General features: G+C 55.9%; 25 protein-coding genes and 1 tRNA gene. 12 read left to right on the forward strand and 14 right to left on the reverse strand.

The window, feature by feature from the left end:
- The first annotated feature begins 22 nt into the window (after positions 1-22).
- The 4 genes from thiL (at position 23) to A1355_RS13485 (ending at position 3,055) form a co-directional block, all read left to right on the forward strand.
- On the forward strand, positions 23-964 hold the full coding sequence (gene thiL / locus A1355_RS13470) for a thiamine-phosphate kinase (RefSeq protein WP_064028959.1): 942 nt from the start codon (positions 23-25) through the stop codon (positions 962-964).
- Positions 948-1,463 carry a phosphatidylglycerophosphatase A gene (locus A1355_RS13475; RefSeq protein ID WP_064028961.1) on the forward strand — a complete coding sequence of 172 codons (516 nt, stop codon included), beginning with the start codon at positions 948-950 and terminating at the stop codon, positions 1,461-1,463. The genes thiL and A1355_RS13475 overlap by 17 nt, the downstream gene beginning before the upstream one ends.
- Before the next feature lie 104 nt (positions 1,464-1,567).
- Positions 1,568-2,368 carry a GlcG/HbpS family heme-binding protein gene (locus A1355_RS13480; protein ID WP_064028963.1) on the forward strand — a complete coding sequence of 267 codons (801 nt, stop codon included), beginning with the start codon at positions 1,568-1,570 and terminating at the stop codon, positions 2,366-2,368.
- A gap of 180 nt (positions 2,369-2,548) precedes the next feature.
- The gene (locus A1355_RS13485; RefSeq protein ID WP_064028965.1) at positions 2,549-3,055 is read left to right on the forward strand and encodes a HEAT repeat domain-containing protein; all 507 of its coding nucleotides are present in this window, start codon (positions 2,549-2,551) and stop codon (positions 3,053-3,055) included.
- 214 nt (positions 3,056-3,269) lie between these two features.
- Here the strand turns inward: A1355_RS13485 and A1355_RS13490 are convergent, their stop codons facing one another.
- The 4 genes from A1355_RS13490 to A1355_RS13500 form a co-directional block, all read right to left on the reverse strand.
- A complete protein-coding gene (locus A1355_RS13490) occupies positions 3,270-3,599 on the reverse strand; it encodes a hypothetical protein (RefSeq protein WP_064028967.1) in 330 nt (109 codons plus the stop codon).
- A 174-nt stretch (positions 3,600-3,773) separates the two neighbouring features.
- On the reverse strand, positions 3,774-3,935 hold the full coding sequence (locus A1355_RS25250) for a hypothetical protein (RefSeq protein WP_157197878.1): 162 nt from the start codon (positions 3,933-3,935) through the stop codon (positions 3,774-3,776).
- Between the two features lie 243 nt (positions 3,936-4,178).
- Positions 4,179-4,757, reverse strand: a complete 579-nt coding sequence (locus A1355_RS13495; RefSeq protein WP_064028969.1) for an ANTAR domain-containing response regulator — start codon at positions 4,755-4,757, stop codon at positions 4,179-4,181.
- Between the two features lie 2 nt (positions 4,758-4,759).
- Positions 4,760-6,238, reverse strand: a complete 1,479-nt coding sequence (locus A1355_RS13500) for an MFS transporter (protein WP_064028971.1) — start codon at positions 6,236-6,238, stop codon at positions 4,760-4,762.
- Between the two features lie 491 nt (positions 6,239-6,729).
- Between A1355_RS13500 and nirB the strand changes: the two genes are divergently transcribed.
- The gene (gene nirB / locus A1355_RS13505) at positions 6,730-9,270 is read left to right on the forward strand and encodes a nitrite reductase large subunit NirB (RefSeq protein WP_064028973.1); all 2,541 of its coding nucleotides are present in this window, start codon (positions 6,730-6,732) and stop codon (positions 9,268-9,270) included.
- Complete coding sequence (gene nirD, locus A1355_RS13510) at positions 9,270-9,605, forward strand: nitrite reductase small subunit NirD (protein WP_064028975.1); 336 nt, start codon at positions 9,270-9,272, stop codon at positions 9,603-9,605. Before nirB ends, nirD begins: the two co-directional genes overlap by 1 nt.
- A gap of 28 nt (positions 9,606-9,633) precedes the next feature.
- Here nirD and A1355_RS13515 read toward each other — a convergent pair whose 3' ends face one another.
- The 4 genes from A1355_RS13515 to A1355_RS13530 all read right to left on the reverse strand — a co-directional run bounded on the left by A1355_RS13515 (position 9,634) and on the right by A1355_RS13530 (position 14,246).
- Positions 9,634-11,361, reverse strand: coding sequence for a DEAD/DEAH box helicase (locus tag A1355_RS13515; RefSeq protein WP_064028977.1), 1,728 nt, complete (start codon positions 11,359-11,361; stop codon positions 9,634-9,636).
- A 120-nt stretch (positions 11,362-11,481) separates the two neighbouring features.
- Positions 11,482-12,456 (reverse strand): COX15/CtaA family protein, encoded by a 975-nt coding sequence (locus A1355_RS13520; protein WP_064028979.1) that lies wholly within the window; start codon positions 12,454-12,456, stop codon positions 11,482-11,484.
- Between the two features lie 6 nt (positions 12,457-12,462).
- Complete coding sequence (locus A1355_RS13525) at positions 12,463-13,305, reverse strand: HDOD domain-containing protein (RefSeq protein ID WP_064028981.1); 843 nt, start codon at positions 13,303-13,305, stop codon at positions 12,463-12,465.
- An 11-nt stretch (positions 13,306-13,316) separates the two neighbouring features.
- Positions 13,317-14,246: a YgfZ/GcvT domain-containing protein gene (locus A1355_RS13530; protein ID WP_064028984.1), complete on the reverse strand. Its 930-nt coding sequence runs from the start codon at positions 14,244-14,246 to the stop codon at positions 13,317-13,319.
- A 63-nt stretch (positions 14,247-14,309) separates the two neighbouring features.
- On the opposite strand from A1355_RS13530, the gene A1355_RS13535 reads away from it, so the two are divergent.
- The 3 genes from A1355_RS13535 to A1355_RS13545 are packed head-to-tail and all read left to right on the forward strand — an operon-like array spanning position 14,310 to position 16,812.
- Entirely contained in the window at positions 14,310-14,747 is a 438-nt protein-coding gene (locus A1355_RS13535; protein ID WP_064028986.1) for a protein YgfX, read from the forward strand.
- Between the two features lie 8 nt (positions 14,748-14,755).
- Complete coding sequence (locus A1355_RS13540) at positions 14,756-15,610, forward strand: HDOD domain-containing protein (protein WP_064028988.1); 855 nt, start codon at positions 14,756-14,758, stop codon at positions 15,608-15,610.
- Positions 15,610-16,812 (forward strand): sensor domain-containing diguanylate cyclase, encoded by a 1,203-nt coding sequence (locus A1355_RS13545; protein WP_064028991.1) that lies wholly within the window; start codon positions 15,610-15,612, stop codon positions 16,810-16,812. The genes A1355_RS13540 and A1355_RS13545 overlap by 1 nt, the downstream gene beginning before the upstream one ends.
- 60 nt (positions 16,813-16,872) lie before the next feature.
- On the opposite strand, the gene A1355_RS13550 is transcribed toward A1355_RS13545, so the two are convergent.
- Positions 16,873-17,598, reverse strand: coding sequence for a hypothetical protein (locus A1355_RS13550; RefSeq protein ID WP_231883666.1), 726 nt, complete (start codon positions 17,596-17,598; stop codon positions 16,873-16,875).
- Positions 17,599-17,885: 287 nt separating this feature from the next.
- Between A1355_RS13550 and A1355_RS13555 the strand changes: the two genes are divergently transcribed.
- From A1355_RS13555 to A1355_RS13565, 3 genes are all read left to right on the forward strand, one after another.
- A complete protein-coding gene (locus A1355_RS13555; RefSeq protein ID WP_064028996.1) occupies positions 17,886-18,497 on the forward strand; it encodes a tetratricopeptide repeat protein in 612 nt (203 codons plus the stop codon).
- A gap of 192 nt (positions 18,498-18,689) precedes the next feature.
- Complete coding sequence (gene ychF, locus A1355_RS13560) at positions 18,690-19,781, forward strand: redox-regulated ATPase YchF (protein WP_064028997.1); 1,092 nt, start codon at positions 18,690-18,692, stop codon at positions 19,779-19,781.
- A gap of 50 nt (positions 19,782-19,831) precedes the next feature.
- Positions 19,832-19,908: transfer RNA gene (locus A1355_RS13565), tRNA-Met, on the forward strand.
- 474 nt (positions 19,909-20,382) lie between these two features.
- Here A1355_RS13565 and A1355_RS13570 read toward each other — a convergent pair.
- The 5 genes from A1355_RS13570 to A1355_RS13590 all read right to left on the reverse strand — a co-directional run bounded on the left by A1355_RS13570 (position 20,383) and on the right by A1355_RS13590 (position 24,864).
- Entirely contained in the window at positions 20,383-20,967 is a 585-nt protein-coding gene (locus tag A1355_RS13570; RefSeq protein ID WP_064028998.1) for a hypothetical protein, read from the reverse strand.
- Between the two features lie 12 nt (positions 20,968-20,979).
- Positions 20,980-21,444 carry a hypothetical protein gene (locus tag A1355_RS13575; protein WP_064028999.1) on the reverse strand — a complete coding sequence of 155 codons (465 nt, stop codon included), beginning with the start codon at positions 21,442-21,444 and terminating at the stop codon, positions 20,980-20,982.
- A gap of 26 nt (positions 21,445-21,470) precedes the next feature.
- Positions 21,471-22,286, reverse strand: coding sequence for a hypothetical protein (locus A1355_RS13580; RefSeq protein WP_231883667.1), 816 nt, complete (start codon positions 22,284-22,286; stop codon positions 21,471-21,473).
- 134 nt (positions 22,287-22,420) lie between these two features.
- Positions 22,421-22,648, reverse strand: a complete 228-nt coding sequence (locus tag A1355_RS13585; RefSeq protein ID WP_064029001.1) for a hypothetical protein — start codon at positions 22,646-22,648, stop codon at positions 22,421-22,423.
- Positions 22,633-24,864 (reverse strand): cytochrome-c peroxidase, encoded by a 2,232-nt coding sequence (locus tag A1355_RS13590; protein WP_064029002.1) that lies wholly within the window; start codon positions 24,862-24,864, stop codon positions 22,633-22,635. Before A1355_RS13590 ends, A1355_RS13585 begins: the two co-directional genes overlap by 16 nt.
- Positions 24,865-25,425 lie beyond the last annotated feature (561 nt).

Here is a 25,425-nt window from a genome sequence, read left to right on the forward strand (position 1 = left end):
ATGGCGATTTCTTGGGTGGCTCATGCCTGAACGACTAGGCGAATTCGATCTGATTCGCCGTTATTTCGCGGCGGACGCGCCGCGCCATCCCCACAACAAGCTCGGAATCGGCGACGACTGCGCGCTGATGAGTCTGCCGCCCGGCCAGCACTTGGCGATCACCGCCGACACCATGGTCGAAAACGTGCATTTCTTCGCCGATGCCGCGCCCGAGGATTTGGGTCACAAGTTGCTGGCCGTGAACCTCAGCGATTTGGCGGCGATGGGTGCAGAGCCGTTTGCGGTGACCTTGGCCTTAACCCTGCCTAAAGTGGAGCCGACTTGGTTGGAAGCGTTTTCGCGGGGTTTTTTGACGCTGGCTCGCCGCTTTAACGTCGATTTGATCGGCGGCGACACGACATCGGGACCGTTGACGCTGACCGTGCAGGCGATGGGCACGGTGCCGAGCGGGGCGGCGTTGACCCGCTCGGCGGCCAACGTCGGCGATTTTGTGTATCTGAGCGGACCTGTCGGCGATGCCGGGTTGGGCTTGAAGATCAAGCAAGGTTATCGCTGCTCGTTCCCTGAAATCCCACTACGCTGTTTTCATCGGCCCGAGCCTAGAGTCGAACTGGGGTTGGCGTTGCGGGGCATCGCTCACGCCTGTATCGATATTTCCGACGGATTGGCCGCCGATTTGGGGCATATTTTGACGCAAAGCCGGGTCGGCGCCTGTCTGGACTGGGCGGCCTTGGCGTTCTCCGATGCGATGGACGCCTATTTGGCCGAATCCGGCGACTGGCGGCTACCGCTCACCGCCGGCGACGACTATCAACTTTGCTTTACGGTGCCTCCGGATCGGTCCGCCGCGATACCAGCCGGTTGCCGGAAAATCGGCGTCATCGAAGTCGAATCCGGCCTCCGTCTGCGCCGCGCCGGGTCTATCGAATTATTGGAGTTTACCGGTTATGAGCATTTTCTTTAGAGCGTCCTACGGTAAGGCTGGCTTATCGGCAGGCGACATATTGCGCGATGTCAGGCTGTGGCTGGCGTTCGGTTTTGGCGCCGGCTTGATCAAGCACGCGCCGGGTACCTTCGGCACGTTGGCGGCCTTGCCGGTTTACGCGGCCTTATTGCAAACCGGTTTCTGGGGCTACTGGTTGGCGACTGCGGTAGTCATCGCGGTCGGCATTCATTTGTGCGATTACGCCGCCGCGCGCCTGCAAGTTCACGATTTCGGCGGCATCGTCTGGGACGAAATCGCCGGCTTGTTGTTGACGATGGCCTGGGTGCCGTTTTCGTGGAGGAACTTGGCGCTGGGTTTTGCGTTGTTCAGATTTTTCGACATCGTCAAGCCTTGGCCGATCGGCTGGCTGGACCGTCGCATCCACGGCGGTTTGGGCATCATGTTGGACGATGTCGTCGCCGGGCTGTTCGCGGCGCTAGTATTGGTGTTGTGCGCGCCGTGGATGTCACAATATTAGCGCTAGCTAAACCGTTAGACAGGATGGCGGGCCTTTGCTATAAATAAATTCCCGCTCAACGCGCGGGGCCATTCCAGAATAATCAAATAACGAGAGAAGCAACTATGAAAACAAAAAAACTGTTGGCCTTAAGCCTGGGTAGCGCCGCGCTGGTATTGTCCGCGCAAACCGTTTCCGCGGCTTGCAGCGACGTTTCGCGCTCGGCGTTGACCGACGCGATCAGTGCCGCGGAAGCCGCAAGCACTGGAGGGTATGGACTGAATATGTGGGTGACCGTGGTCGACGAGACCGGCAAGGTGTGCCACGTCGCCACCAGCGGTACTACCGGCTCGGCGGCAGGTAACTCCGAATGGCTGGGCAGCCGGGTCATTTCGGCTCAAAAAGCCTTTACCGCCAACGCCTTCAGTCTGGACGGCTATGCCATTTCCACCGGTAACTTGTACTCGGCGGTGCAGCCTGGCGGCAGTCTGTACGGTCTACAGCACAGCAATCCGGTTGATGCCAGCCGGGCTTACGCGGGCAGTCCGAATGCCTACGGTACTAACAGCGATCCTTTGAAAAACAAACGGGTCGGCGGCGTGAACGTATTCGGCGGCGGATTGGCTATCTATAGTGGTGGTCATAAAGTCGGCGCAATCGGCGTCTCCGGCGATACCTCCTGCCGCGATCATGCCTACGCTTGGCGGGTTCGCGAAGCATTGGGCATGCATCCGGCCGGTACCGGCATCACCACGTCCAACATGAATGCCGCCGGTACCGCGCAGACGGCGTTGACCGGCGCGGCCAAGGGCGACGAATTGATTCTGACTGGAACCGGCGGCTATTGGGACGCCTGGTCGCAGCCGGCTTGCCCGAATTCCACGCCGACGGCAACGACGGCCAACGGCACTTTGCAAGCGCCTTGATTGCTTGAGGCAGGTGCCGCGCGACCTGCCGCCATCGGCGTGAGAGTGTCGCTAGTCCTGGTTGGGGCGTTGCTTATGGCGCCTTATCTCGCATTGGGCCTGTTGCCGATTTGGCAACAGGTCCGCGTCGTTCGGCCTTGCCCGGCGGCGGGAGGAGTTCCAATTCAGGCGTCCCGGTCCATGCCGGACTTGCACCAGCTTGCTTCGTCAGCCGAATCCGGCGGTGGAGCGTCTACCCCGGAGCAGATCGCCGAAGAAGAGAGTGTCGACCTCGAACAGGAGGAAACCGCCAGACAGTGGCTCGGCGATCACGATCCCGCGCAACGTATCGCAGGCGCTCAACAACTGGCGGCCTATCCGACTCCGGAGGCCGGTCGCTATCTATTGGAAGCCTTGCGGCAAGATCGAGTCGGGGAAGTTCGTGCGGCGGCGGCGGAAAGTCTGGGTTATTTCGATCAACCAGCGCTGCCGGTCTACGATGCCTTGATAGCGGCATTGAACGACCCTGACGAAGCGGTTCGATTCAATGCCTTCAGCGCCCTACAAACACTGATGGATAAGCTGGTGGACCAGCCCAGGTTGCTGGCGCGACTGCAGGCAAAATTAAAACAAACCTTGAAGTCCAAGAAACTGCCGGCCGATAGCCGTGTAGCGGTCGAGGGCTATCTGCAAGATCAGTCGCCTTGACAGCCGTGTTGTCCGGCTGTCTGGCGGGGCGAGTATTTCGGTCGAATTAGGTCAAGCAAAATACGTAGTAACTGTAGTAAAACACGATAAAAAACAACAGTACGTTCAACAGTCTCTCTACGGCCAAATGCCCGGCCGATACTTTGGATGTTTTAGTTTTCAAGACTCCCTCCCGAACTTTAGTGCCGCGAAAGCGGTTTTGATCTATCAAGGCTTAGCGGCCGATGCCGTTGCCTATCCACGCGCCGGCGGCAGCGCCCAAACCCGCGCCCAGCGGGTCACCCTTGCTGATTTCGTAGCCGACCGCGCTACCGAGCGCGCCGCCAACCAAGCCTTCGGTCGAACGTCGATCATTGCTTGGATTAGTGCCGGGCATTTGCGCGTAACGCGGTTGTAATGCGGGAGCCGGGCGGTAAACGTGCTCCACGACGACCGGCTCGCGATGATGGTGACCGTGTTTGCGGTGCCCGTGCCCGTGGTCGTCGGCCATCGCAAAATTAGGAAAAACGAATCCGACGCAGACTACCAGCGTGGTTTTCAACATGATGACTCCATTTCAAGATTGTTAAGGAAAAGTCTAGTCACGCAAGCTGAATCCCGAATGAATAAACCATTAGGAATCGATTAAAACTAAAGAGGCTTGGCCGATAGGTCGGGACTGTTTACCGAATTTGGCTTCAATGTACACGAAAGTCAAAAAACGTGTTAGCATTTTTGCTCAGTTGACAGGTGGCTGTTCAACGCCATCATTTTCAGCGATGTCAAACGGTGCGACCGATTTTTTGGCGGGCTTGATGGTAGCGAATCGATTATACTGCAACTGTTCCGGTGCCTCGTTTTTTGCGGCGGCTAAGCTGCTGCGTAAACGTTTGGTTTTCAATGATTTCTAGGAGCTGTTCATGTTGATAAGTAGTCGAAATCGAGTAGTTGCAGGAATTAGCCGGGTAGTGCTAGTGGTGGCGGGTGTCTTATTGATATCACTAGGTTTGTCTCCCAGTATTCGGGCCGATAATCTATCGGAGCCGCCATTCGGCGGGGCGGGAGTCGGGTGTCCAACCAGTTTCCGGTAAGGCGATACGCTGAGCAAGGAGACTAGCGTAGTTCTCGGCTCGTAGAGGTGACTCTACTTGAACAGTTCGGCCATCGAAATCACGTTCTTCGCCATTTCGCCGATTGCCATGTTGCGGTCCATCGCCAATTTACGCAAGGCATGGTAAGCCTGTTCTTCGCTAAAGCCCTGCGATTTCATCAGGATCGCTTTTGCGCGGTCCACCAGCTTGCGATCTTCCAACTGGGTCTTGGTTTTTTTTAATTCGTCCTTGAGCGCCTGATGTTCCTTGAAACGGGCGATTGCGATATCGACGATGGATTTGATGCGTTTCGCTTCCAGGCCGTCCACAATGTAAGCGCTGACGCCGGCCTTGATGACTTTGTTGATGGTTTCGGTTTGCTGGTCCTCGGCAAACATCACCACCGGCAACGAATAGCTCTGATTGATTTCGACGATGGTTTTCAGAATCGGCTCGGTAGGGGTGTAAAGATTGAGTACCACCACGTCCGGGTGCAAGGTTTGCACGATGCGCAGCATATCCAACTCCTGCAGCTTCAACGTGGCGACTTCGCAGCCGTGTTGGCGTAGCGTGCGTTCCAGCACGCGGTCGCTGTCGAATTCGTCCACGACTAAGACATTCAACGCTGTCATCGTCAATCCAGCTCGATTTGTACCAAGCTGCCGTCCGGCATGATTTCGGTGATAAAGTTTTTCGGTTCCCTGAGAAAATAAATCAACCCGAGTAGGATCGCGCACGCGCCGCCCAACATCAGAAAAAAGCTGAAAGTGGAGACGAAAGTCAGCAAGATCAGAAACACGATGGCGCCGGCATTGCCGTAAGCGCCGACGATGCCGGCGACTTCGCCGGTGATTGAACGCTTGATCAACGGCACGAACGCAAAGATGGCGCCTTCGGCCGCTTGCATGAACACCGAACAAATCAACGTGACGGCCACGCTCAAGGCGATGGACCAGTCCGGCGAAATCCAGGCCATCGCCAGATAGCCGACCGCAAGTCCGGCCACGAACAGCGTCAACGAGAGTTTGCGGCCGATCTTGTCGCTGAGCCAGCCGCCGGCCGGCCGGGCGACGACATTGGTCACCACGAAGCTGGAGGCCAGCAGGCCGGCATCCAACATGTCTATGCCCTGGGTCTCGTGAAAGGTATGGAAAAAAAACATCGGTAACATCGATAGCACCGCCAATTTGGACCCGAACGTGACCAGATACGCGATCGCCAGTATGAACACTTGCTGGTAGCGGTAATGGTGAATGCTGGGAATGGGGGCGCTTAGTTTGTCGGCGTTGTTGTTGACGAGTTGATGAGCATGAGCCAGGAATAACAGCCATATCGTCAACTGGATACCCAGATGCCAAGTTAAGCTTAACACCGGCGTTGCCGGTGTCGCCAGCTTCCAGGCCAGTAGCGAAATCGTCGCGTACAACGGTATCAAGCTGAACATGTACAAAAACAGATCGCGGATGCTGGAGACTTCCATCGCCAGCGGACGTCGGGTTTTCAGGCCGGCCAATTCCGGAGGCAAATTCTCCACGCTAAAGTAATAAACGATCGAGTAAAGCAGTGCGATCGCGCCGGTCAACGCCACCGCATAGCGCCAGCCGTGCTCTGCGCCGAAATAAAACGCCAGGCCTGGCAGAAAAATGGCCGCGAATGCCGAGCCGAAATTGCCCCAGCCGGCATAAATACCTTCGGCGGTGCCGACCTGGCTGGCCGGAAACCAGTCGCCGATGATACGCACGCCAACCACGAAACCGGCACCGATAAACCCTAGCAAGAATCGCGACCAAGCCAATTCTGCGAAATTGTCGGCGGCGGCGAACATAAAGCACGGAATGCTACAAACCGCCAACAACACGCTGTAGCTGATTTTTGCACCAAACCGGTCCACCAGCATGCCGGTCGCGACTCTGGCGGGAATCGTCAGCGCCACGTTCAGTAGCAACAAAATGTCGATTTCGGTTTGACTGATGCCCAGGTCTTGCTGAATCAAAACCAGCAGCGAAGCATGGTTAAACCAGACCACGAAGCTGATGAAAAAGGCCATCCAGCTCATGTGTAGCACTTTGGCCTTGCCTTGTAGCGACAGTAACTTGAACGGCGTAAAAGTCATGAAAGATCCGAACGATTGAATTTGGGTAAGCGGAAAGCAGATTGCATGCCAGCGACTTCAACGAGTCAAGACGGTTGCGGTGTTGATACGGCCGCGCGACCGTGTGCTCAAGCGATAGACGAAGAGGGAAGCGTTGGACGTTGGGCATGGGTCTTGGTCAATCGTGGGCCAGTTTGGTGCGAATATTTTGTTGGTTTGCATTGTTTGGGTGCGCTGATCGTCGCGGGCGAGCGCCGTGAATTTTATAAAATCGTTGTAAATCAATAGAAAGAGAGTTGTGGCATGGAATTTGATTGATACTAGTCAAGTCTCGTCGTTGGACTTGCCCCCGTATTAGACCTGGACAAAGGCGTCCTGCGCGAATGATGTTAATCATTCGCCAGGGCGCCTTTTTTTTGGCCTGAACAAAAGTTTCCACGACGACCGTACCCGAGTTCGTTCGCAAAGTGAGCGGATTCGGAGCAATTCAGCCCAATTAACAGGAGTCGCGGATGAGCACGCAACAAACCTTGGTCGTGATCGGTAACGGTATGGTCGGCCAGCATTTTTTAACCGGCTTGGTCGAAAGCGAAATCGCTGGCCGCTATCGCGTGGTGACGTTTTGCGAGGAGCCGAGGCCGGCTTACGATCGGGTGCATTTATCGGCCTTCTTCGCCGGTAAGACCGCCGACGATTTGTCGCTGGTCGAGGCGGGCTTTTTCGAACGGCACGGTATCGAGATCCATTTGGGCGACAGAGCGATCGGTATCGATCGCCAGCGGAAACACGTGATTTCCGCAAACGGCCAGATCATCCAATACGACAAACTGGTCTTGGCGACCGGTTCCTATCCGTTCGTACCGCTGATCGCCGGCCGGGATCGCCCGCGTTGTCTGGTGTATCGCACGATAGAAGATTTGGAGGCGATCAAGGCCGCCGCCGCCGAATCCCGGATCGGTGCCGTGATCGGCGGTGGGCTGTTGGGACTTGAAGCGGCCAAGGCTTTGAAGGATTTGGGCTTGGAAACCCATGTCGTCGAATTCGCGTCGCGGCTGATGGCGGTGCAACTCGACGACGGCGGTGCCGCGATGTTGAAGCGGAAAATCGAGGCCTTGGGCGTCGTTACCCATTTGAATAAAAATACCACCGCGATCATCGACGGGGAAACGGCCTTGCACCGGATGACCTTTGCCGACGGTAGCCATCTGGAGACCGATATCGTGTTGTTTTCCGCCGGGATTCGGCCGCGCGACGAATTAGCCAGTGCCAGCGGTCTGGCGGCCGGGTCGCGCGGCGGGATTGCGATAGACAATCAGTGCCGGACTTCCGATCCGGATATTTACGCGATCGGCGAATGCGCTTGCTGGAACGGCCAGATCTTCGGTTTGGTCGCGCCGGGTTACGCGATGGCCAGAACTGTGCTGGCCGACTTAGCCGAGGCTGACGCGGCCTTTACCGGTGCCGACATGAGTACCAAATTGAAGCTGATGGGTGTCGATGTCGCGAGCATCGGCGACGCTCAGGCCCGGACGCCCGGTGCGCTGGTCTACAGCTATCAGGACGGTGCCGGCGAAATCTACAAACGGCTGGTCGTCAGCGCGGATAACCGGCGCTTATTGGGGGCGGTGCTGGTCGGCGACGCGGCCGATTACGGCACCTTGCTGCAATATTGTTTGAACGGTATAGAACTGCCGGCGCAACCGGATACGCTGATTTTACCGGCGCGCGGCGACGCGCCGGCCGGACTCGGCGCGGATGCCTTGCCGGCCAGCGCCCAAATCTGTTCCTGTCACGATGTTAGCAAGGGCCAAATTTGCGACGCCGTCGCCGGCGGTTGCGTCAGCATCGGCGATTTAAAAGCCGCCACCAAGGCCGCCACCGGCTGCGGTGGTTGCAGTGCCTTGTTGAAGTCGGTGCTGGATAGCGAACTGACCAAACTCGGCGTCGCGGTCAGCACCGATCTTTGCGAGCATTTTCCGCATACTCGCCAGGACTTGTACCATTTGGTGATGGTCGGCCAGATCAAGACCTTCGACGAGTTGTTGGACCGGCACGGACACGGCTTGGGATGCGATGTCTGCAAGCAAGCGGTTGGCTCGATCTTGGCTTCGTATTGGAACGACTACATATTGGAAAAACCGCATGTGGGTTTGCAGGATACCAACGATACCTTTTTGGCCAACATCCAAAAAGACGGCACTTATTCGGTGGTTCCGCGCATTGCCGGCGGCGAAATTACCCCGGAAATGTTGATCGTGCTCGGCCAAGTCGCTAAAAAATACCGTTTGTATACCAAAATCACCGGCGGTCAGCGCGTCGATTTGTTCGGTGCCAGGGTCGAGCAATTGCCGGCGATTTGGCGGGAGTTGATCGCGGCCGGCTTCGAGTCCGGTCACGCCTACGGCAAATCGCTACGCACCGTGAAGTCCTGCGTCGGCAGCACTTGGTGCCGCTACGGTGTCGACGACAGCGTCGGTCTGGCGATCGAATTGGAAAATCGCTACAAAGGCTTGCGGGCGCCGCATAAAATCAAAATGGCGGTGTCCGGTTGCACCCGCGAATGCGCCGAAGCGCAGGGTAAGGACATCGGCGTGATCGCCACCGAAAACGGTTGGAACTTGTATGTGTGCGGTAACGGCGGCATGAAGCCGCGCCACGCCGATCTGTTCGCGACCAATCTGGACAGGGAAACCTTGATTCGCTATATCGACCGGTTGCTGATTTTTTACGTGCGCACCGCCGCGCGTTTGCAGCGTACCTCGGTGTGGCTGGAAAATCTGGACGGCGGCTTGGCTTACTTAAAAGAGGTGGTGATGGCCGACAAGCTCGGGATCGCCGCCGATCTGGAGCGGCAAATGCAGCATGTCGTCGACACGTATCAATGCGAGTGGAAAACCACGCTGGCCGACGAAACCCGCTTGAAACGTTTCCGGCACTTCGTCAACAGTGATTTGGGCGACGACGATGTCGTGTTTGTCGAGGAACGCGGTCAAATTCGGCCGGCCCATCCTGACGAACGCAAGCATTTTAAACTGATCGAGGAGGCTGCCTGATGAGCCGTTGGACAGAAGTATGCCGAGTCGAGGATTTGCAAGCGGACTCCGGCATTTGTGCCCGCTTGGCCGACCAGCAAGTCGCGTTGTTTTTTCTGCCCCGTTTGAACGCGGTGTTCGCGATCGGCAACCGCGATCCCTTCAGCCAAGCCAACGTATTGTCGCGCGGGATGGTGGGCGACATCGGCGGTGAGCCGATGGTGGCCTCGCCGATGTACAAGCAGCATTTCAGTCTGCGGAGCGGCATTTGTTTCGAGGACGCCGCGGTGCGGGTACCGGTATTTCAGGCCCGCATCGAACAAGGCCGGGTTGAAGTCAACAGTTCGGCGGACTGACCGGGGGGAGGGCGGTCCGCCGCTGGGGTCATTCCTGCGGTTTGGCGCGTTTCGACGGCGAACCGACCCGTTTTTTGCTTTTAGCCTTTTTGATGGCTGCCGGGTCGAAGTGGGAGATATTCAGCGGCTTGCCGACGACCCGGACCTTTTTCAGCGCTTGAAACAAGTCCTTGGGCATGCCGGCCGGCAATTCGACGGTGCTATACGTTTCCTCGATTTTAATCCGGGCGATATGTTCGCCGTCGATGCCGGTTTCGTTCGCGATCGCACCGACAATATTGCCCGGTTTGACGCCGTCGTTACGGCCGATTTCAATTCGGAACAATTCCATTTCGACTTGACTGGCGCCACGGCCGCGTTCGCGCTGCGGGCCGCGCTCGCCTCGTTCGCGCGGTTTGTCGTCGGTCGGCCGGGCCGGTTTTTTCCCCGAGTCCTTGAGTAGCAGCGGGGTGTCGCCCTGCAGCAATTGCGCCAGCGCGGCGGCAATGTCGATGGCCGGCACGTCGTGTTCGACTTGGTACTGACTGATTAGTTGGTGGAAAAAGCTCAGCTCCGCCGACGCCAGTGTGTCGGTAATCCGCTGTTTAAAGCGGATGACGCGGGCATTATTGATAAACTCGGTGGAGGGCAATTGCATTTCCGCGACTTTCTGGCGGGTGGCTTGTTCGATATTGGCCAGCAAGCGTTTTTCGCGCGGCGAAACGAACAGTATCGCGTCGCCGGTGCGGCCGGCGCGGCCGGTACGGCCGATCCGATGCACATAGGATTCGGTATCGTAGGGAATGTCGTAGTTGACGACGTGAGTGATCCGGTCCACGTCCAAACCGCGCGCGGCCACGTCCGTGGCAATCAATATGTCCAGCTTGCCGCTTTTCAAATGATCGATAGCCCGTTCACGCAAGGCCTGTGACATATCGCCATTGATCGCGGCGGCGGAAAAACCGCGGGCTTCCAGTTTTTCGGCAACCTCGACGGTGGCGGTCTTGGTGCGGACGAAGATGATCATACCGTCGAAATTCTCGGCTTCCAGAATCCGGGTCAAGGCATCCATTTTGTGTTGGCCGTTGACGAAGCAATAGCGCTGGCGGATGTTCTCGGCGGTCGTGGTTTTGACCTTGATCGTAATTTGTTCGGGCTGATTCAGATAGCGCTGGGCGATTTTGCGGATTTCGGCCGGCATCGTCGCCGAGAACAGCGCGGTTTGTCGGGTCGGCGGGGTTTGCTCCAGAATCCATTCGACGTCGTCGATGAAGCCCATGCGCAGCATTTCGTCCGCTTCGTCGAGCACCAGCGTCGTTAATTGATCCAGTTTCAAAGTCCCGCGCCGCATATGATCCATGACCCGGCCCGGCGTGCCGACGATGACATGCGCGCCGCGATTCAGTTGCCGCAATTGGCTGGTGTAGTCCTGACCGCCGTAAATCGGCAATACGTGAAAGCCCTTGATATGCGCCGCGTAGCTTTGAAAGGCTTCGGCGACCTGGATGGCCAGTTCCCGGGTCGGCGCTAGCACCAAGGCTTGCGGGTCTTTTTGTTTCAGATCGATTCGGGTAAGAATCGGTAAAGCGAAGGCGGCGGTCTTGCCGGTACCGGTTTGGGCCTGGCCCAACACGTCGCGGCCGGACATCACGAAGGGGATAATTTGGGCCTGAATCGGCGAGGGGGTTTCGTAACCGATGCCCTCTAGAGCTTTAAGAATGGGGTCGGATAGCGCTAGATCTTTGAAGGAAGGCGTGGCGGCGGGGGTTTCGGACATTAAATTTACCTGTGGAAAAAAAGAGATCGCCCCGGTTGATACCGGGTCACTCGACCATTGTACCTCAGTTTGCCGGGTTTATTTTTAACTTATTGATAATTTGGATAAAACGTCCACGGATTAGGCCGGGCGCCCAGAGGCGTATTTCAGACAAATCCAAATGAAAAATTGAGCGCCGAAAATCAGATTCGCCATCAGCAAATGTAGCGGTTGGGCGGCCGCCGGAAAACCCAGGCGATCTAGGCTCACGCCGGCCAGAATCGCGGTTACGATCAGAACGCACAGGGCATAGGCCATGCGCCGCAACAGACTGCCGGGCGAGGTGTGCGCGACGATTTGCCAGGCCAACCACAGATTGGTGAACAGGATGACCGACGAAAACGAGCGGTGTACGTAAAAAATGATGGGAAAGCTATCCCGCCAGAATTGGCGATCGATATAGCTGTGCTGGTGCGCGATGAAATCCACCGATTCCCTGACTTGAGTACCCATCGCAACCTGCAGCAAGGTCATGCCGATCGCGATTTTCAGCACGAGCGCGAATCGCGGGGTTTGCCACCCGCCGTCCAATTGCGCCAACAGCGGTTGTTGCGAGCGGGCGATGGCGTAGATCAACAATGCGACAATGCCCAGCGCCAACAACATGTGCAGGGTGATCATCAACGGCTTTAAATTGCTGGCGACGACGGCCGATCCCAACCAACCCTGGAAGCCCACCAGCAGAAACACCGTCACCGCCAGATAGAAGATCCCCTTGTCGCCTTTCAGGTAAATGCGCGAAGCCCAGGCTGTCAGCAATATCAGCAGGCCGGTGCTGGCGCCGATCAAGCGATTAGTGTATTCGGTCCAGGTTTTTACCGGGTTGAAAGTGGTGTTCTCGTAGCCGCGTTGGGCATAGATTTCGTGATAATTGGCGGGTAACTGCGCTTCGTCGGTCGGCGGTACCCATTGGCCGAAGCAGGTCGGCCAGTCCGGGCAGCCCATGCCGGCTCCCGAGGCGCGGACGATGCCGCCGACCAGAATCACGAAGTAGACGGCAAAAATGGTTAATGTGCCCAAGCGGCGAAAGCGGGCGGCGGCAAGCGGGTCTATCATCGTGATTTAAAAAAATAGGGATTGAGCTAATTCGATTTCTTCGGACACGCCTTCGATTTCGAGAATTTCGGCATCGCCGGCCAGTCCGAGCTTGGCGAAGGCCGGCACGGAATGCCAATCGACCCGGCAGGCCGGGTGGTCGGTGCCGGCCACGCTTTGCAGAAACGCGACCTGCACTAAATCGACGTAATCGGCTTTCGGACCCGCGTCGCGTTGAAAATCAACGTATTCCGACGGCACCGGCTTGAGTTCCTCGGGAAAATGCCAGGTGTCCATGATGATTTTGCCGACGTGCGGGTGGGCTTTTTCCAATAACTTGTCGAGGCGGGACGGACTGTCGCGAAATTCGGGGATATTCTCGACCAGGCTGAGTATCGGCAATTTGCCGATTTGGTGTATCAAGCCGGCCAGCATGGCTTCGTCGGCGTTCAGATGCGGAGCAAAACCGGCCAGGGCCCGGCAGATCGCCGACACGTTGACGCCTTGCTCCCAGATCGTTCGGAAGTAACTTTCCAGCAATGCCGATTTGGGGGCGAACATTTGCTGCATGATCAGGCTGGTGACTAAAGTTCGGATGGTGTTGTTACCCAGGCGAGTCACCGCCATCTGGATATTTTTGATTTCCATCGCCCCGCGATAGAGCGGGCTGTTGGCGACTTGTATCAGCCGCGCGGAAATCGCCGCGTCGGTGGCAATGATCTCGGCCAGACTTTGCGCGGTCACGTCGCCCTTGCTGACGGCGTCGCGAACCTTGATCGCCACGTCCGGCAGGGTCGGCAGCACCAAACGATTGGCGTCCAGTTCCGCTTGGACATGGGCTAAAAAGTCGTTGACGGATTTGAATTGCATGATGCTGTGCCCTATTCGGCGAGGATTAAACTAAGCGGCGTCTGATGTTCGTCGCCAAGTATAAAGCGTTTTGACTCGCCTTCAAGCGCGTGTAATACCAGTAGCAAGCGGGTGTCGCCGTCGTGAGCGGAGCTCAGCACGCTGCCGACGGTTTGACCTGTGTCGCCATCCAACACCGGTGTACCCGGTGCGATCGTCAATTCGCCGGCACAGCCGCCAACAAGCAATTGCCGTTTCACCTTACCAAGATAATGGCTTCTGGCGACGATTTCCTGGCCGGTGTAACAGCCTTTGGTGAAGCTGATGCCGCCGAGGCCGTCGATGTTGAGCATTTGCGGCAAGTGTTGTTCGGATTGAGACGCATCGAACCAAGGCAAACCGTCAAGCATATCCTGGTAGCGCCAATCGGTTTCAGGTCGGCTAATTAAGTCTGTTAGTATGGCGCTATCGTGCTTTTCCAAGATCAAAAACCGGCGGCGGCCGGGCAGTTTGACTATCGTTAGCGGTGCGTGGCCGACCGACCAATCCTTCTCCGGCAACGGAAGCGAGTGGAATTCGTGGCCGGCCGCAATCGTCAGCCCGGCGACGCTTAGACGGTCGCTGGCGTCGCCGAGAGTCACGGCGGCGCGCAACACGTATTTGCGCAGTTTTTCGATAACCGGGGTGACTAGCGAGGTTGGCATTACCAACCAATAGCCGTTGGTTTTTTTTATCACCAGCAAGGTACTGATGACCCGACCCTTCGCGTTGCAAAAAGCCGCGATACTGGCTTGGGTTTCGCTGATCTGCTGAATGTCGCACGTCAGCTGACCTTGCAAAAACCGGGCGCTGTCGGCGCCGATGACCTCGATCGCGGCTAGCCCGGTGGCCGGGTAAAGAGTGGCATGCTCGTCACGCGGATCAAGATTGTCGGGCAGTTTGTCGATCGTATCGGTGTTCATGTTTAAGTTTAAAGGTGGCATTCCGCTATTAGTTTACCGTAGCCTGATCGCGAGATCGTTTTAATGAAGCGAAATTTCGAACCTCCGTTGCAGTTTGCCGTCCGCGAGTCGCGATCGGCGCTCAAGTTGTTGTGTGGCCTGCACGCCGCGGCACTGTACGCTTGCTTTGAGAACGGCATGCCGTTGGTCTATCGGTTGGCGGCGGCCGGCTTATTGATTTTGACGGCGGTTAACAGCGGGGTGTTTCGAAAAACACGGCCATTTTTTCTGCGCTATACTCCGGGCGGCGGCTGGGAAATATCGGCGGACCTTGAAGCATTTCAGCCGATACGAATCGAATCAACTACGGTGACAACTCGGATGCTGACTATTTTGCATTATCGGACGGATGGCGGAAGTGTCGAGAGGTTGCCGATTTTTCGGGATGCACTGCCCGAGAACGACTATCGCAGATTGGTCGTCAGTCTAAAAATTTCCGGCTTTTCGCGAGATAGACGCTAGTGAATGCGATGGAAACCTTGCAGTTGCAAGTCGGGGCGCTAAAAAATTTGCCGGTATTGCCCCAAGCCAGTTTGCAAATTTTGCAGGCGATTAACACGCCGGATATTTCCATTGACCGTCTGGTCGCGGCGCTTTCGACGTCGCCGAGTTTAGTGGCTCGCCTGTTGGGATTGGCTAATTCCGCGTATTTTTCGCGAGGCAAGACGACTACCGACATTCGGAGCGCGGTGTTTCAGGTTTTGGGGCTGGATTTAGTCAAGGGCTTGGCGTTAGGGGTCATTTTTAACGTCCAGTTCGATACCGGTAAATGTCAAACTTTCGAAAGCGACTATTTTTGGATGCGTTCCCTGGTCACGGCGGTCGCCGCGCAAAAGCTGGCCTCGGAAATAGGCGCGCTGCAACATTTGGCGCCGTCTACCGTATATACCAGCGGCTTGTTATTGGACATCGGTATATTGGCCTTGGGATTTCTGGCGCCGGATCAACTTAACCAGATCTTTATCGCCGCCGAGCGTGGCCCGGAACGAGTGACCGATTTGGTCAGCGATCAGTTTGGTCTCAGTCATTTTCAAATCGGCGCGGCTCTATTAAAAAAATGGCATTTGCCGGAGTTGTATCAGTTGGTCTTGTCGGAGTATCAGCGCCACGAATATGTCGGGCAGGAGCAGTCGTTGTTGGATTTGTTACGTCTTTGTCGACGGCTCAGCGCGGAGTTCGCCTCTGGCGTCGAATTCGAGCCGGCCGCTTATTTGCAGAATTGTCAGGCGTTGCGGTTGCCGATCGAGACGTTGAATGCGATAGCCGAGCAGTTGCTGGAAAGCCGGGTGGCAATGCAGCAATTGGCCTACGTGATGGGGAACTGATGGCCGACAATAGTTATGGTTCCGGGACGAACGGCGGTGCTTACGGATTCGGCATGCACGATCTGGTGGTGGACTTGTTCAACGCGCTTTCGACCGTTAAAGAACTGTCGGAAGTCAGCTATCAGGCCGACGATGAAAAACAATTGATTCGCCGGGCCTTGGCCAGTTTGATCCAAAATCAGGACATGGAACGTTGTTCTTTTTTTGCGGTGGACGGCGATGGCTGGTTAACCAATGTGGTCGGCCTGAGTTTTGTCGAACTGAACTTGCCGGAGGTGCCGGCCGGCGACACGACCCGATTCAAGGTCGGGGACGGCGTGATCGGTTTGGCCGCTTCGACCGGGCAATTGCAGTATTGTCAGAACTGCCTCGAGGACGAACGCTTCAGCTCGGAAAGCGACAGCGCCGCGGTGCCGGGTTCGTTGATCAGTGTGCCGGTGTTTACTTGCGACGAGCAATTGATCGGGGTCTTGAACGTTTCGCATCCGCTGCCGTATTTCTTCACCGATTGGCATATGCGCTTGCTGGAAATCTACAAGAACATGTTGGGCCAATTGATAACGACTCGGCGATTGCTGCGACAAATGGATCAGCAGATTGCGCTAAGAACCTCGCAATTGGAGTCATTGGTTGCCGAAACCAAGCAACTCAAAGACCATTTCGCCAGTATGTCGATGCTCGACCAACTGACGGGATTGCACAATCGCCGTTACTTTTACGACCAAGTGGAAATCGCAATCTCGCATCACAAGCGCTACCGGAACAGCTTCTGCCTGCTGGTAATGGATATCGATTTCTTCAAGCGCATCAACGACAGGCATGGGCACTTGTTTGGGGATGAAGTTCTGGTAGGGGTGTCCGAAGCACTCAAAAAACTGGTCAGGGCTAGCGATATCCTGGTTCGGTTTGGCGGAGAAGAGTTCGTGCTGGTATTCACCAATACTTGCTGCGAGGGCGGCTACGCGTTGGCGGAACGTATCCGGCAGGAAATCAAGACCTTGCGCTGGCATGTCGGGCTGGAAACGGTCAACGTCACGTTGAGCGTGGGTTTGCATTGCGTCGATAGCGGTTACCACGATACCCACGAAGCCATCGATATCGACGACATCATTCATTGCGCCGACTTGGCGCTTTATCAAGCCAAAACCAGCGGCCGGGACCGTATTGTGGTGTACTCCAACGGTTTGACCAAAGACGGTTGAATTCGCCGCGGCAATAAAAAAGGCGCCGGTTAAGCGCCTTTAACGAGTGCCGGCCTGGCGCTATTTTACTTTCAACGAACCGCCGGTACCCAAACCGTCTTGTACGTCTTGCGCTTTATAGTTGCGTACGGCGATGACCATATTGTTGTAAGCGTCGAAGAATGCCGCCGCGATGGCTTGGCCTTCCGGTGTGCGCGAGAAGGAACTGACACCGCCGCCGACCCCGCCTCCGAGCAGATAACCCCAGCCGCCGATACCGGCGGCCGCGGAAAAATTGGTATTGTTGGCGGTCGCGCTGCCAGAGGAAATCGCGACTTGTACCGTCGAACGGATATCCGTCAAGGTCAATGCCACATCCGAGGTTCTGGTCTCCACCGAGTTCGACAAGGCGCCAGCGGCCGCGCCCAGCGCGCCCAGGCCGGCCGCGCTCAGACCAATGCCGACCAGACCGGCGCCGATGTTGTTGCTGTTGCCGCTCGTGGCTTCGTTGGCGACAATGACTTGCGGATCGAGCAGATAATCGGCGGCGACGCGTTGGCCTTTGTGTTGCTTGGAGCCTGAGCGGTATTCGCCGGAGTCGCGCTGTTCGCCGGTGATTTCATTGATTAGCGCTCGGGTGGCCCTATTACCGATAGAGGTCAAAACAAAGCAATTCGATTGTTGCACCGCCAGCCGAATCAACGGTTCGACCGTAGTTACGTTGCTGGAACCGCTGAAGCGGCCGTCGGCGACGGCCAAGGTTCCCAGCGGGGTAGTGCAACGCTCCAAGGATTTATTCGCATTCACACTGGTTGCTCCCCCCGCGGAACCAGTTACCATTTGGCTGCTGCCGCCCGTTTGCAATCCCGCTTGTTGCGTGGCGCAGCCGCTTAGGGTCGCCATGACAGCCGATAGCCAGATTATGTTAGTGGGCCGTTTGCTCATAAAAACTCCTCAGTTGTGTGGGTCAATTCTCTTTGAAAATACACGGGGGTGAACGTGAAAACCAGTTGTCTAACGCGCCGATTAGCAAATAAGATAGGCCGGCATGATAGCTCAAGTTAGAAACTAACGCGATAACGAGACCGACAAATATGAAAGCATCGTTCTGGATAGCAATTCTATGGGAAATCGCGACTTTGCCGGGGTGTACGCAGACGCCGCCGCCGGTTGCAAACGTCAACACCGTTACCATTTGCGACGAAAGCGGTTGCGCCGACCGGCCCAGGAATTACGCAAGCTTCGACCCGGCCAAACGCAGTCCGGAGGAGGAAGCCGCCAATCAGCGGATGGTTGATCTGGAAGCTCTCGCGGAAAAAGACCCTTCCGCCGCCTACGATTTAGCATTACGGTTATTTCGCGGCGATGGCATCAAGCAAAACACGCATAAATCCGTGGAATGGATGCGCAGCGCCGGCGAGCGCGGGCATTTCGAAGCCCAGAAAGCGCTGGGACGTTTGTACTTGACCGGCTTGGGCGAAATGGGGTCGGACCCCGGCGAGGCCGAAAAATGGCTGAGCATGACCGCGAGCAAGGGCGACAAAGAGGCGCGTACGCTGCTAAAGGAAGCTACCCAAGCTCGGCAAACCTTGCAAAGCAACTACCGCTATTGGGATCGCTGGCGTTCGACCTTCTATAACTATTGGTCTAGCGGATATAACTATCACTGGCGCTGGGACACCGGGCGTTGGTATTACAACTACTAAGCGTTAGGTGGCTATTGCCGTCATTGTTTTCGTGGCGACCGCTTAAATCCAATGGCTTTCATCCGGAGACTTGGCATCGAGATACCACGTTTGTTCTGGTGTTTGCTGGCCCATTCCTTGCTATAATTCCGGGTTTTTCGTACTCCGGCCCCGCCGGGTTTCATCGACTCTCATCACTGCTGAATTATTGCCATGGCACTTCATTGCGGAATCGTTGGCTTGCCCAACGTCGGTAAATCGACTTTATTCAATGCGTTGACCAAAGCCACGATCGCCGCCGAAAACTATCCCTTTTGCACCATCGATCCCAACGTCGGCGTGGTCCCGGTCCCCGATCCGCGCATGGATAAACTGGCGGAAATCGTCAAACCCGAGCGCATACTGCCGACGACGATAGAATTCGTCGATATTGCCGGACTGGTGGCCGGTGCGTCCAAGGGCGAAGGCTTGGGTAACCAATTTCTGGGAAATATCCGCGAAACCGATGCCATCGTTCATGTCGTCAGATGTTTTGAAGACGACAACGTTATTCACGTGGCGGGCAAGGTCGATCCGATCGGCGATATCGAGGTGATCAATACCGAATTGGCATTGGCCGATATGGCATCGGTCGAAAAAGCATTGCAGAAAGCGGCGAAAATCGCCAAGTCCGGAAACAAGGACGAATTGGCCCGAAAAGAAGTGTTGGAGCGGGTGTTGGAACAATTGAATCGGGGTGAGCCGGTCCGCACGCTCGGCTTGAGTGACGATGAAGTCAAGTTGATCAAGGAGTTATGCTTGATCACCATCAAGCCGACTCTATACATCGCCAACGTACAGGACGACGGTTTCGACGATAACCCGATGCTGGATCAAGTCAGGGCATTCGCGGAAAAGGAAGGCTCCTCGGTTGTCGCGGTCTGCGCAGCAATCGAAGCCGAGATCGCTCAGCTCGAAGACGAAGAGAAAAAGGAGTTTTTGCAGGATCTGGGTTTGGATGAGCCAGGGCTGGATCGCGTCGTTCGCGCCGCCTATCAGTTGTTGAATTTGTCCACTTATTTTACAGCCGGCGTCAAGGAAGTCCGCGCTTGGACCATTCCCGTGAACGCGACCGCGCCGCAAGCCGCGGGCGTTATCCACTCCGATTTCGAAAAAGGCTTCATCCGGGCCGAAGTGATCTCTTATCAAGATTTTGTCGGCTACAATGGCGAACAGGGCGCTAAGGATGCTGGAAAATGGCGTTTGGAAGGTAAAGAATACAAGGTGCAAGACGGCGATGTCATGCATTTCCGTTTCAACGTTTGACACAAAAACCAGCTTGTCATACACTATGCGGCTCTTGAGTTGATGTCAGTGGCGACATAGCTCAACCGGTTAGAGCGCGGGATTCATAACCCCGAGGTTCCAGGTTCGATTCCCGGTGTCGCCACCATTTCTCGATTCAGAGAAGCTCAAGGAAGATCAGAAACCCGCAGGCTGTAAGGCTTGGCGGGTTTTTTATTGCGTTATCGGAAAATTACCGGCCAGTCCCAGAACTGCACCAATGGCGCGGACGGTGTATGCGCTGTTGCTAATGGGCAGATATATAAGCTCCTGTAATCTCTACCCTTGGCGCTAAAACGGTGACGATGCCGCGCACCAAGATCATTCACTGTAAGTTTGAGCGTTAACCTGAAGGAAGCGATCAAAACCGACGTCAGTTCGAAAGGGCGTTACGCCATGTCGCGGACACCAATTACGCAGATGGCAATGAATAACCCGTGGTTAATGTCGGAGGGATTAGTGTCGATCAAAGACCAGTGGGTACGTTGTCATTACCGTGTTTCATCTACTTGCGCAGCGGACCCGCATAGGTCTTGTGGGGAGGATCCGAGAGAAACTCGCCCTGACCCGATTGGGCATGGAATTACCAGCTTTCATACCAATACCACCATCGTCCATAAATATGTTTATAAGAATCTTCGCCCAGCTTCAGTGGTGGATTATTTGGTGAATTAGCAAAACCAGCTTTATCCATAACCGAATGTGAAGATGTAATCATTCTTACCGTTCCATCAGCCAGTAAATCTGTGACCGTCACCGTGTATAAGCCGACTTGACGCGGCGGGTGTTGAAACTCAAAAGCAAGATCAACTTTTCCGGCACGCACATGCTCCGCATAGTTTGTAAGAGCCTGTTCGCTTGCCATAAATCGAATATAAGAAAAAACGCCAAAATTCGATAAAACCAAAGACATTATTAGCGTGGCTGGTTCTAGTGCCCAATAAATCCAAGTATATTTCGTGCCGATATTTTTATTTTTAGCCTGGTATTGGCGGGACCGATAAATCATTAATCGCACGAACCAAGCCATCCACCATATACCGGCAATTGGTAAAGCAATAAGAAAAAAAATATTAAAGCCCGCATTGCTAAATGCAACAGCGCAAAGTGCAAACCAAAGTATGCAGGCTATGGCAGTTTTCTTTGAGGTACTCAAGTCTTTATCCATTTTAGCGCATGCCTAACGAATGAAATGGACTTTCCTAACCCTGCCAGAGAGAAATATGTTAGATCGAAGGTAAGTAACTCGTTCAATCAACAAACAACTCGCCAGATGAAAGTCGGCCACACTGCGGATAAAACTTCGGATCTCGCGAAATTGATTGAACTGACCCCAGTGGGTATTGGGGTCCCAGATCAGCGGTTGGCCGATGTTGTTGTAGAGGATACCGTCTATGGGGATGTTAGTTTGGATTCCAATTTTTGGATTTTGGTAGGCTTGATATGTATCTATTAACTCCGGCGTATAGGCTGAATCGATATGCTGGTTGATTTGATATTCCAAGCGGAGTTGCAGGCGTTGGGCTTCGAATAGAGCGGGAGAGTCGCCTTTAGAATAAATTTTTATTGTGTTGTTAACGCTAATATAGTTCTGACGTAATTGGTTGTATTGATTTGTCCATTGTTGAACGGTTTGACCTGCCATATCCAGTTCCTTGTATAAATATTTAATCAGTTAGTCAGTTTGGTTTCACGCCGTTGCTTTGGGTCGTAATGTTCCGAAATATCGATGCCTTTTCCTTGCGCCTGTTGGGTTAACCAAATCAAATTGGATTTTTCTGTCAGAGTTCCACCCGTATCTGCTTGTTCTGCTAAGCTAAGCCAGCACTTGGCCTTGCCAATATTCAACGGATAGCCTTTGATTCCTTGCGAATACAAGCTCGTCAAATAAAGTTGAACCCACTCCACTCCTTTTCTTGCAGCTAAAACCCGTAGTTCCTCGCTTTTACGCTCATCCACAGGTGTTTTTTGCCAGTATTTTGCCGGGGGATTGAGAATCGCACTCATCAGGAAAATGCAATACGGCTGTCCGGCATTCGCCGCTTGCACGACATAACGTTCGTAATTCCGCATGTCCAAACCCCAGCGGGCGATCACCAAGGCCGCAAGGCATTGAGCCGATGGGTCGCCGGCGTCGGCCAGCCTGCGCAAATGGTGGTAAGCCGAGCGCTCCCATGGCATCAGCCAATGCCGGCCGGAATTGACGGTGGGGCCGATATTCAACAGTTGATACGCCAGATCGGCTACTTCGAAGCCTTGCTTGGCCATGTCCAGGATCAGTTGCCGGCGCCTTTCGACCGTGTAAAGTGGCGGCCTTGAACCGTTGACCGCCAGCTCATTGAGCAACTGCAAATCCATGCGTTGCCGATCGGCTTCCGCTAGCGGCGGATACTCGCGCGGTGAATGGTAAGGCGGCGTGTAGATGTACCAACCCAGTACCGACAGGGCCATAACGCTAAGAACGAGCAGTATTTTTTCGAGGGGCATGTTGGCGCGAATAAGCGAACCGAATGAAGATGTGCAAAAGAGCGTATTTTATAAAAATGACAAATCAAAGACATCGGCTGAAGTCAGCTGATTCAAGCATTGTTTTATTCGCTAGGCGTTGATTTATAAGTCTTTTACGTCAGTGCTCGTCCCGGGAGAATAGGATTAAATCCTTCCTGCTTACCCACGGCCGTGGCGTGAACCGAATGGTCGTGGGTATCGACGAAATGGGCGCTTTGATTGCCGATTAAATCGGGATGGTTCAAATCAGCGGCTTGCCGGCCGACGGCGAATTGGCCGCTGGGCTCCAGTACCAAGACATTGACGCCTTGTCCGCGATTGCCGTTTATTCCAATACGCAACTGCCCGTCGGCGTCAGGATCGCGTCGTTGGGGTCCAGGTCCAGGAAGGTGGGCAGCGGGTGGTGGGAGCCGCTCGCGCCGACCGCGCCGATTCTCGCCAGCGGTTGGTAGGGGCGGCCGTCGATCGGCAGACGCAGTTCCGGATGGTCGAACGGCGCTTTTTGGTAGCGCACGCGTTGGTCGGTCAACGACACCAGAAAGGCGACCAGTTCTTCCTCTTGCAGGTCGGTCAAGCCCAGCGGTTTGATGTTGGGGGCGAGATCCGGCGCGTTGAAGTGGCAGAAGTTGCCGCCGCGATTGTAAAACTGCACCACCTGCCGTAACGTCGCGACGCCGCCGTTGTGAAAGTAGGGGCCGGTCAATTGGCTGTTGCGCAGGCCGGGGGTTTTGAAAGCGCCATCGACCGCCGCCCGTTTAAAGTCCCGGTTGAGGATTTCGTCGGGATCGCAGACCTGGTTATGGTTGGCATCCGTGCAGACCGCGCTGTTGCCGTCTTCGCTCAGCGCTGGAATCGCATCGTTGCCCAGAATTGGGAACGGAATCGGGTCGGGTTTTCGCGGCTCGCCGGCCGGTAAGGCTTGATTGGCTTCGAAATTCCGGCGCTGCATCAGCGCCTGACGAGCAAAGGCCAGCGGTAGATTGGCATTGTCGGAGCCGCCTCGGCCCAAGTCGTCGGTGGTTGGCGTCACCGCGATATTGTAGAAGCCGCTATCGTAAAGAGCGCCGCCGTCGGCCATAGTCATCGGCCGAATCAGGTTTTTACCCTGGTTGGCGGCGCGGATCGAGGCTTTGGTCAGTTCCGGACCGGCGTGGCATTGCACGCACTGGCCCTGGTTGACGAACAGATTCAAGCCGGCCAGTTCCTTGTCGCCGAAGCCTGCGTTAAAGCGGCCGGTTTCCATCCAGACGTCGAAATAACTGCGGTCGGCGACCAACGTCGATTCGTACAGCGACACCGCCAGCCCGAAAAATAGGCTGAAGTTGTATTCCATTTGGTTGAAGACGATGCCGGGCGCTTCGATGGCTTCGTCGGATTCCCAATATTGGTCGTTAAACGCGGCCTTGATCAAATCGGCGTAAGTCGTATCCAGGCCGCGATAGGGCGCCTTGGCGAGGCCGCCCAGCACCGAATCCTCGGGATGCACGACTTGTTGTCCCAGCGGCGTCAAGGGTTTGCCGGACGCGGCGGACGCCGCCAACAGCTTTTTGCCGATTTCCGGAAAGCTGCGGCCGTTGGGCAGGCTGGGGTCGGTGGTTGATTTTTGACGCGGATCGCCAAACGACATTTCCGCGAAGCTGACGGTCGGGTCCATCGCCTGCGACGCCAAACTGGCCTGGGCCAGCGAGATTTGCTCCAGGGCTAGTCCTTCCGGCGTGTTGACGACGATGGCGGCGTTGGGATTTTGGTCGCCGAAACCGTCCTGACCGTTGAAATGCGGATTGGCGCGGCCGTCCCAGAAGTTGCTGAAGTTGAACACCGCGTTGATCACCGACGGCGCGTTGCGCGGGACCGAGCGGCGCACGTTTTTCTTGCCGAGCAGGTTCCAGACCGGGTCCTTGACCGGCGCTCCGCTATCGACGGCGAGGCCGGGGTTCACATGGTCGAAAAAGGTGTACAACATGCCCATCGATCCGGCAATGTCGTTGCTGTTACCGGTACTGGGATCGATGGCGTGATTGGCGCCTTGGGCCACGCTGTCGATGGTCTTGACGAACGGGAAATCCTGGCGGGTTAACCTGGCGTTCGGGCCCTTGATTTCGAAACCGGCGGCATTGATTTTGTTTGCGTTGGCATAGCCGTCGATCGGATTGGCCCTGGTATCGGCCACCGCTAGGAAGTCGGGGTTGAGTTGATTTTTAGCGCGACTGTCGGCACCGGCGTGAAAATGGCAACTGGCGCAGGCCTGCACGCCGTCGCTGCCGATTTGGCTGTCCCAGAACAGCGCCTTGCCCAGTTGCAGGGCCGCTTCGCGGTTCTTGACGAAGCGGTCCAGTCCTTCCGGCAGCGGCGCGCCGCCGTCTTGTCGCACGGCCAGACGCAAGGATTCCAAGCCAAAGGAGCGAGCGTCGGCCGGCGCTTGCACGATGGTGGTATTGGCGGAGACGCCGGCACCGGCCAGCAGGCTGGTTATCAAGGCGGTGTTCAGAAAAATCCTGGCGGCTCGGGAATGGGCGGCCGGTTCGATGGTGCGTGCGCTAAACAGGTGGCGGTACATGACAGTCCTCTTGATGTTTATTCGATCATGTCCCGGAATGCTTGGATCGCAACCCCTGCGAGACCGGGTTGCCGTGACGAAGGATGGCTTGCAATCTCGCCGTTGATTCCGCGGTTTGGGTTTGGAGAAACCGGTCCGGGCGTTATTAGTTTTTCAAAATAAGGTTGGCGCGGCCGGCTGGTGGCCGGCCGAGCCAAGAAGCGAGGGACGTCCTTTTCCCTCTAGGGTTTTGGCTTAGGCCAGTACGATGCCGCCGCTGCAACGGCCGCCGACTGAACTGCCCAATTTGACAGCCAAGCCAGCACGAATGTTGGATTTTACTTTCATGACACTCTCCTCTTTATACCCGTGCCCATCGCACGTCGATTCGCCGGCCCCATGCCGACTGATCCGGTTCGAGTTTGACCGCCCGCAATCCGCTGCGCCGGCGCGGTCCGACTATCCTCTAAATTCAAAATCGCTGGCGCCACGCCGGAATAGGGTTGACGCCCCGTTAAACCATTCGGCCAGATCGTCCGGCCGCTCCGCCCGCGCGTCCGGCCCCAACTCGATAGGCCGACC

It is taken from the genome of Methylomonas koyamae (assembly GCF_001644025.1).
In the GTDB taxonomy this organism is placed as follows: Bacteria; Pseudomonadota; Gammaproteobacteria; order Methylococcales; family Methylomonadaceae; genus Methylomonas; species Methylomonas koyamae_A.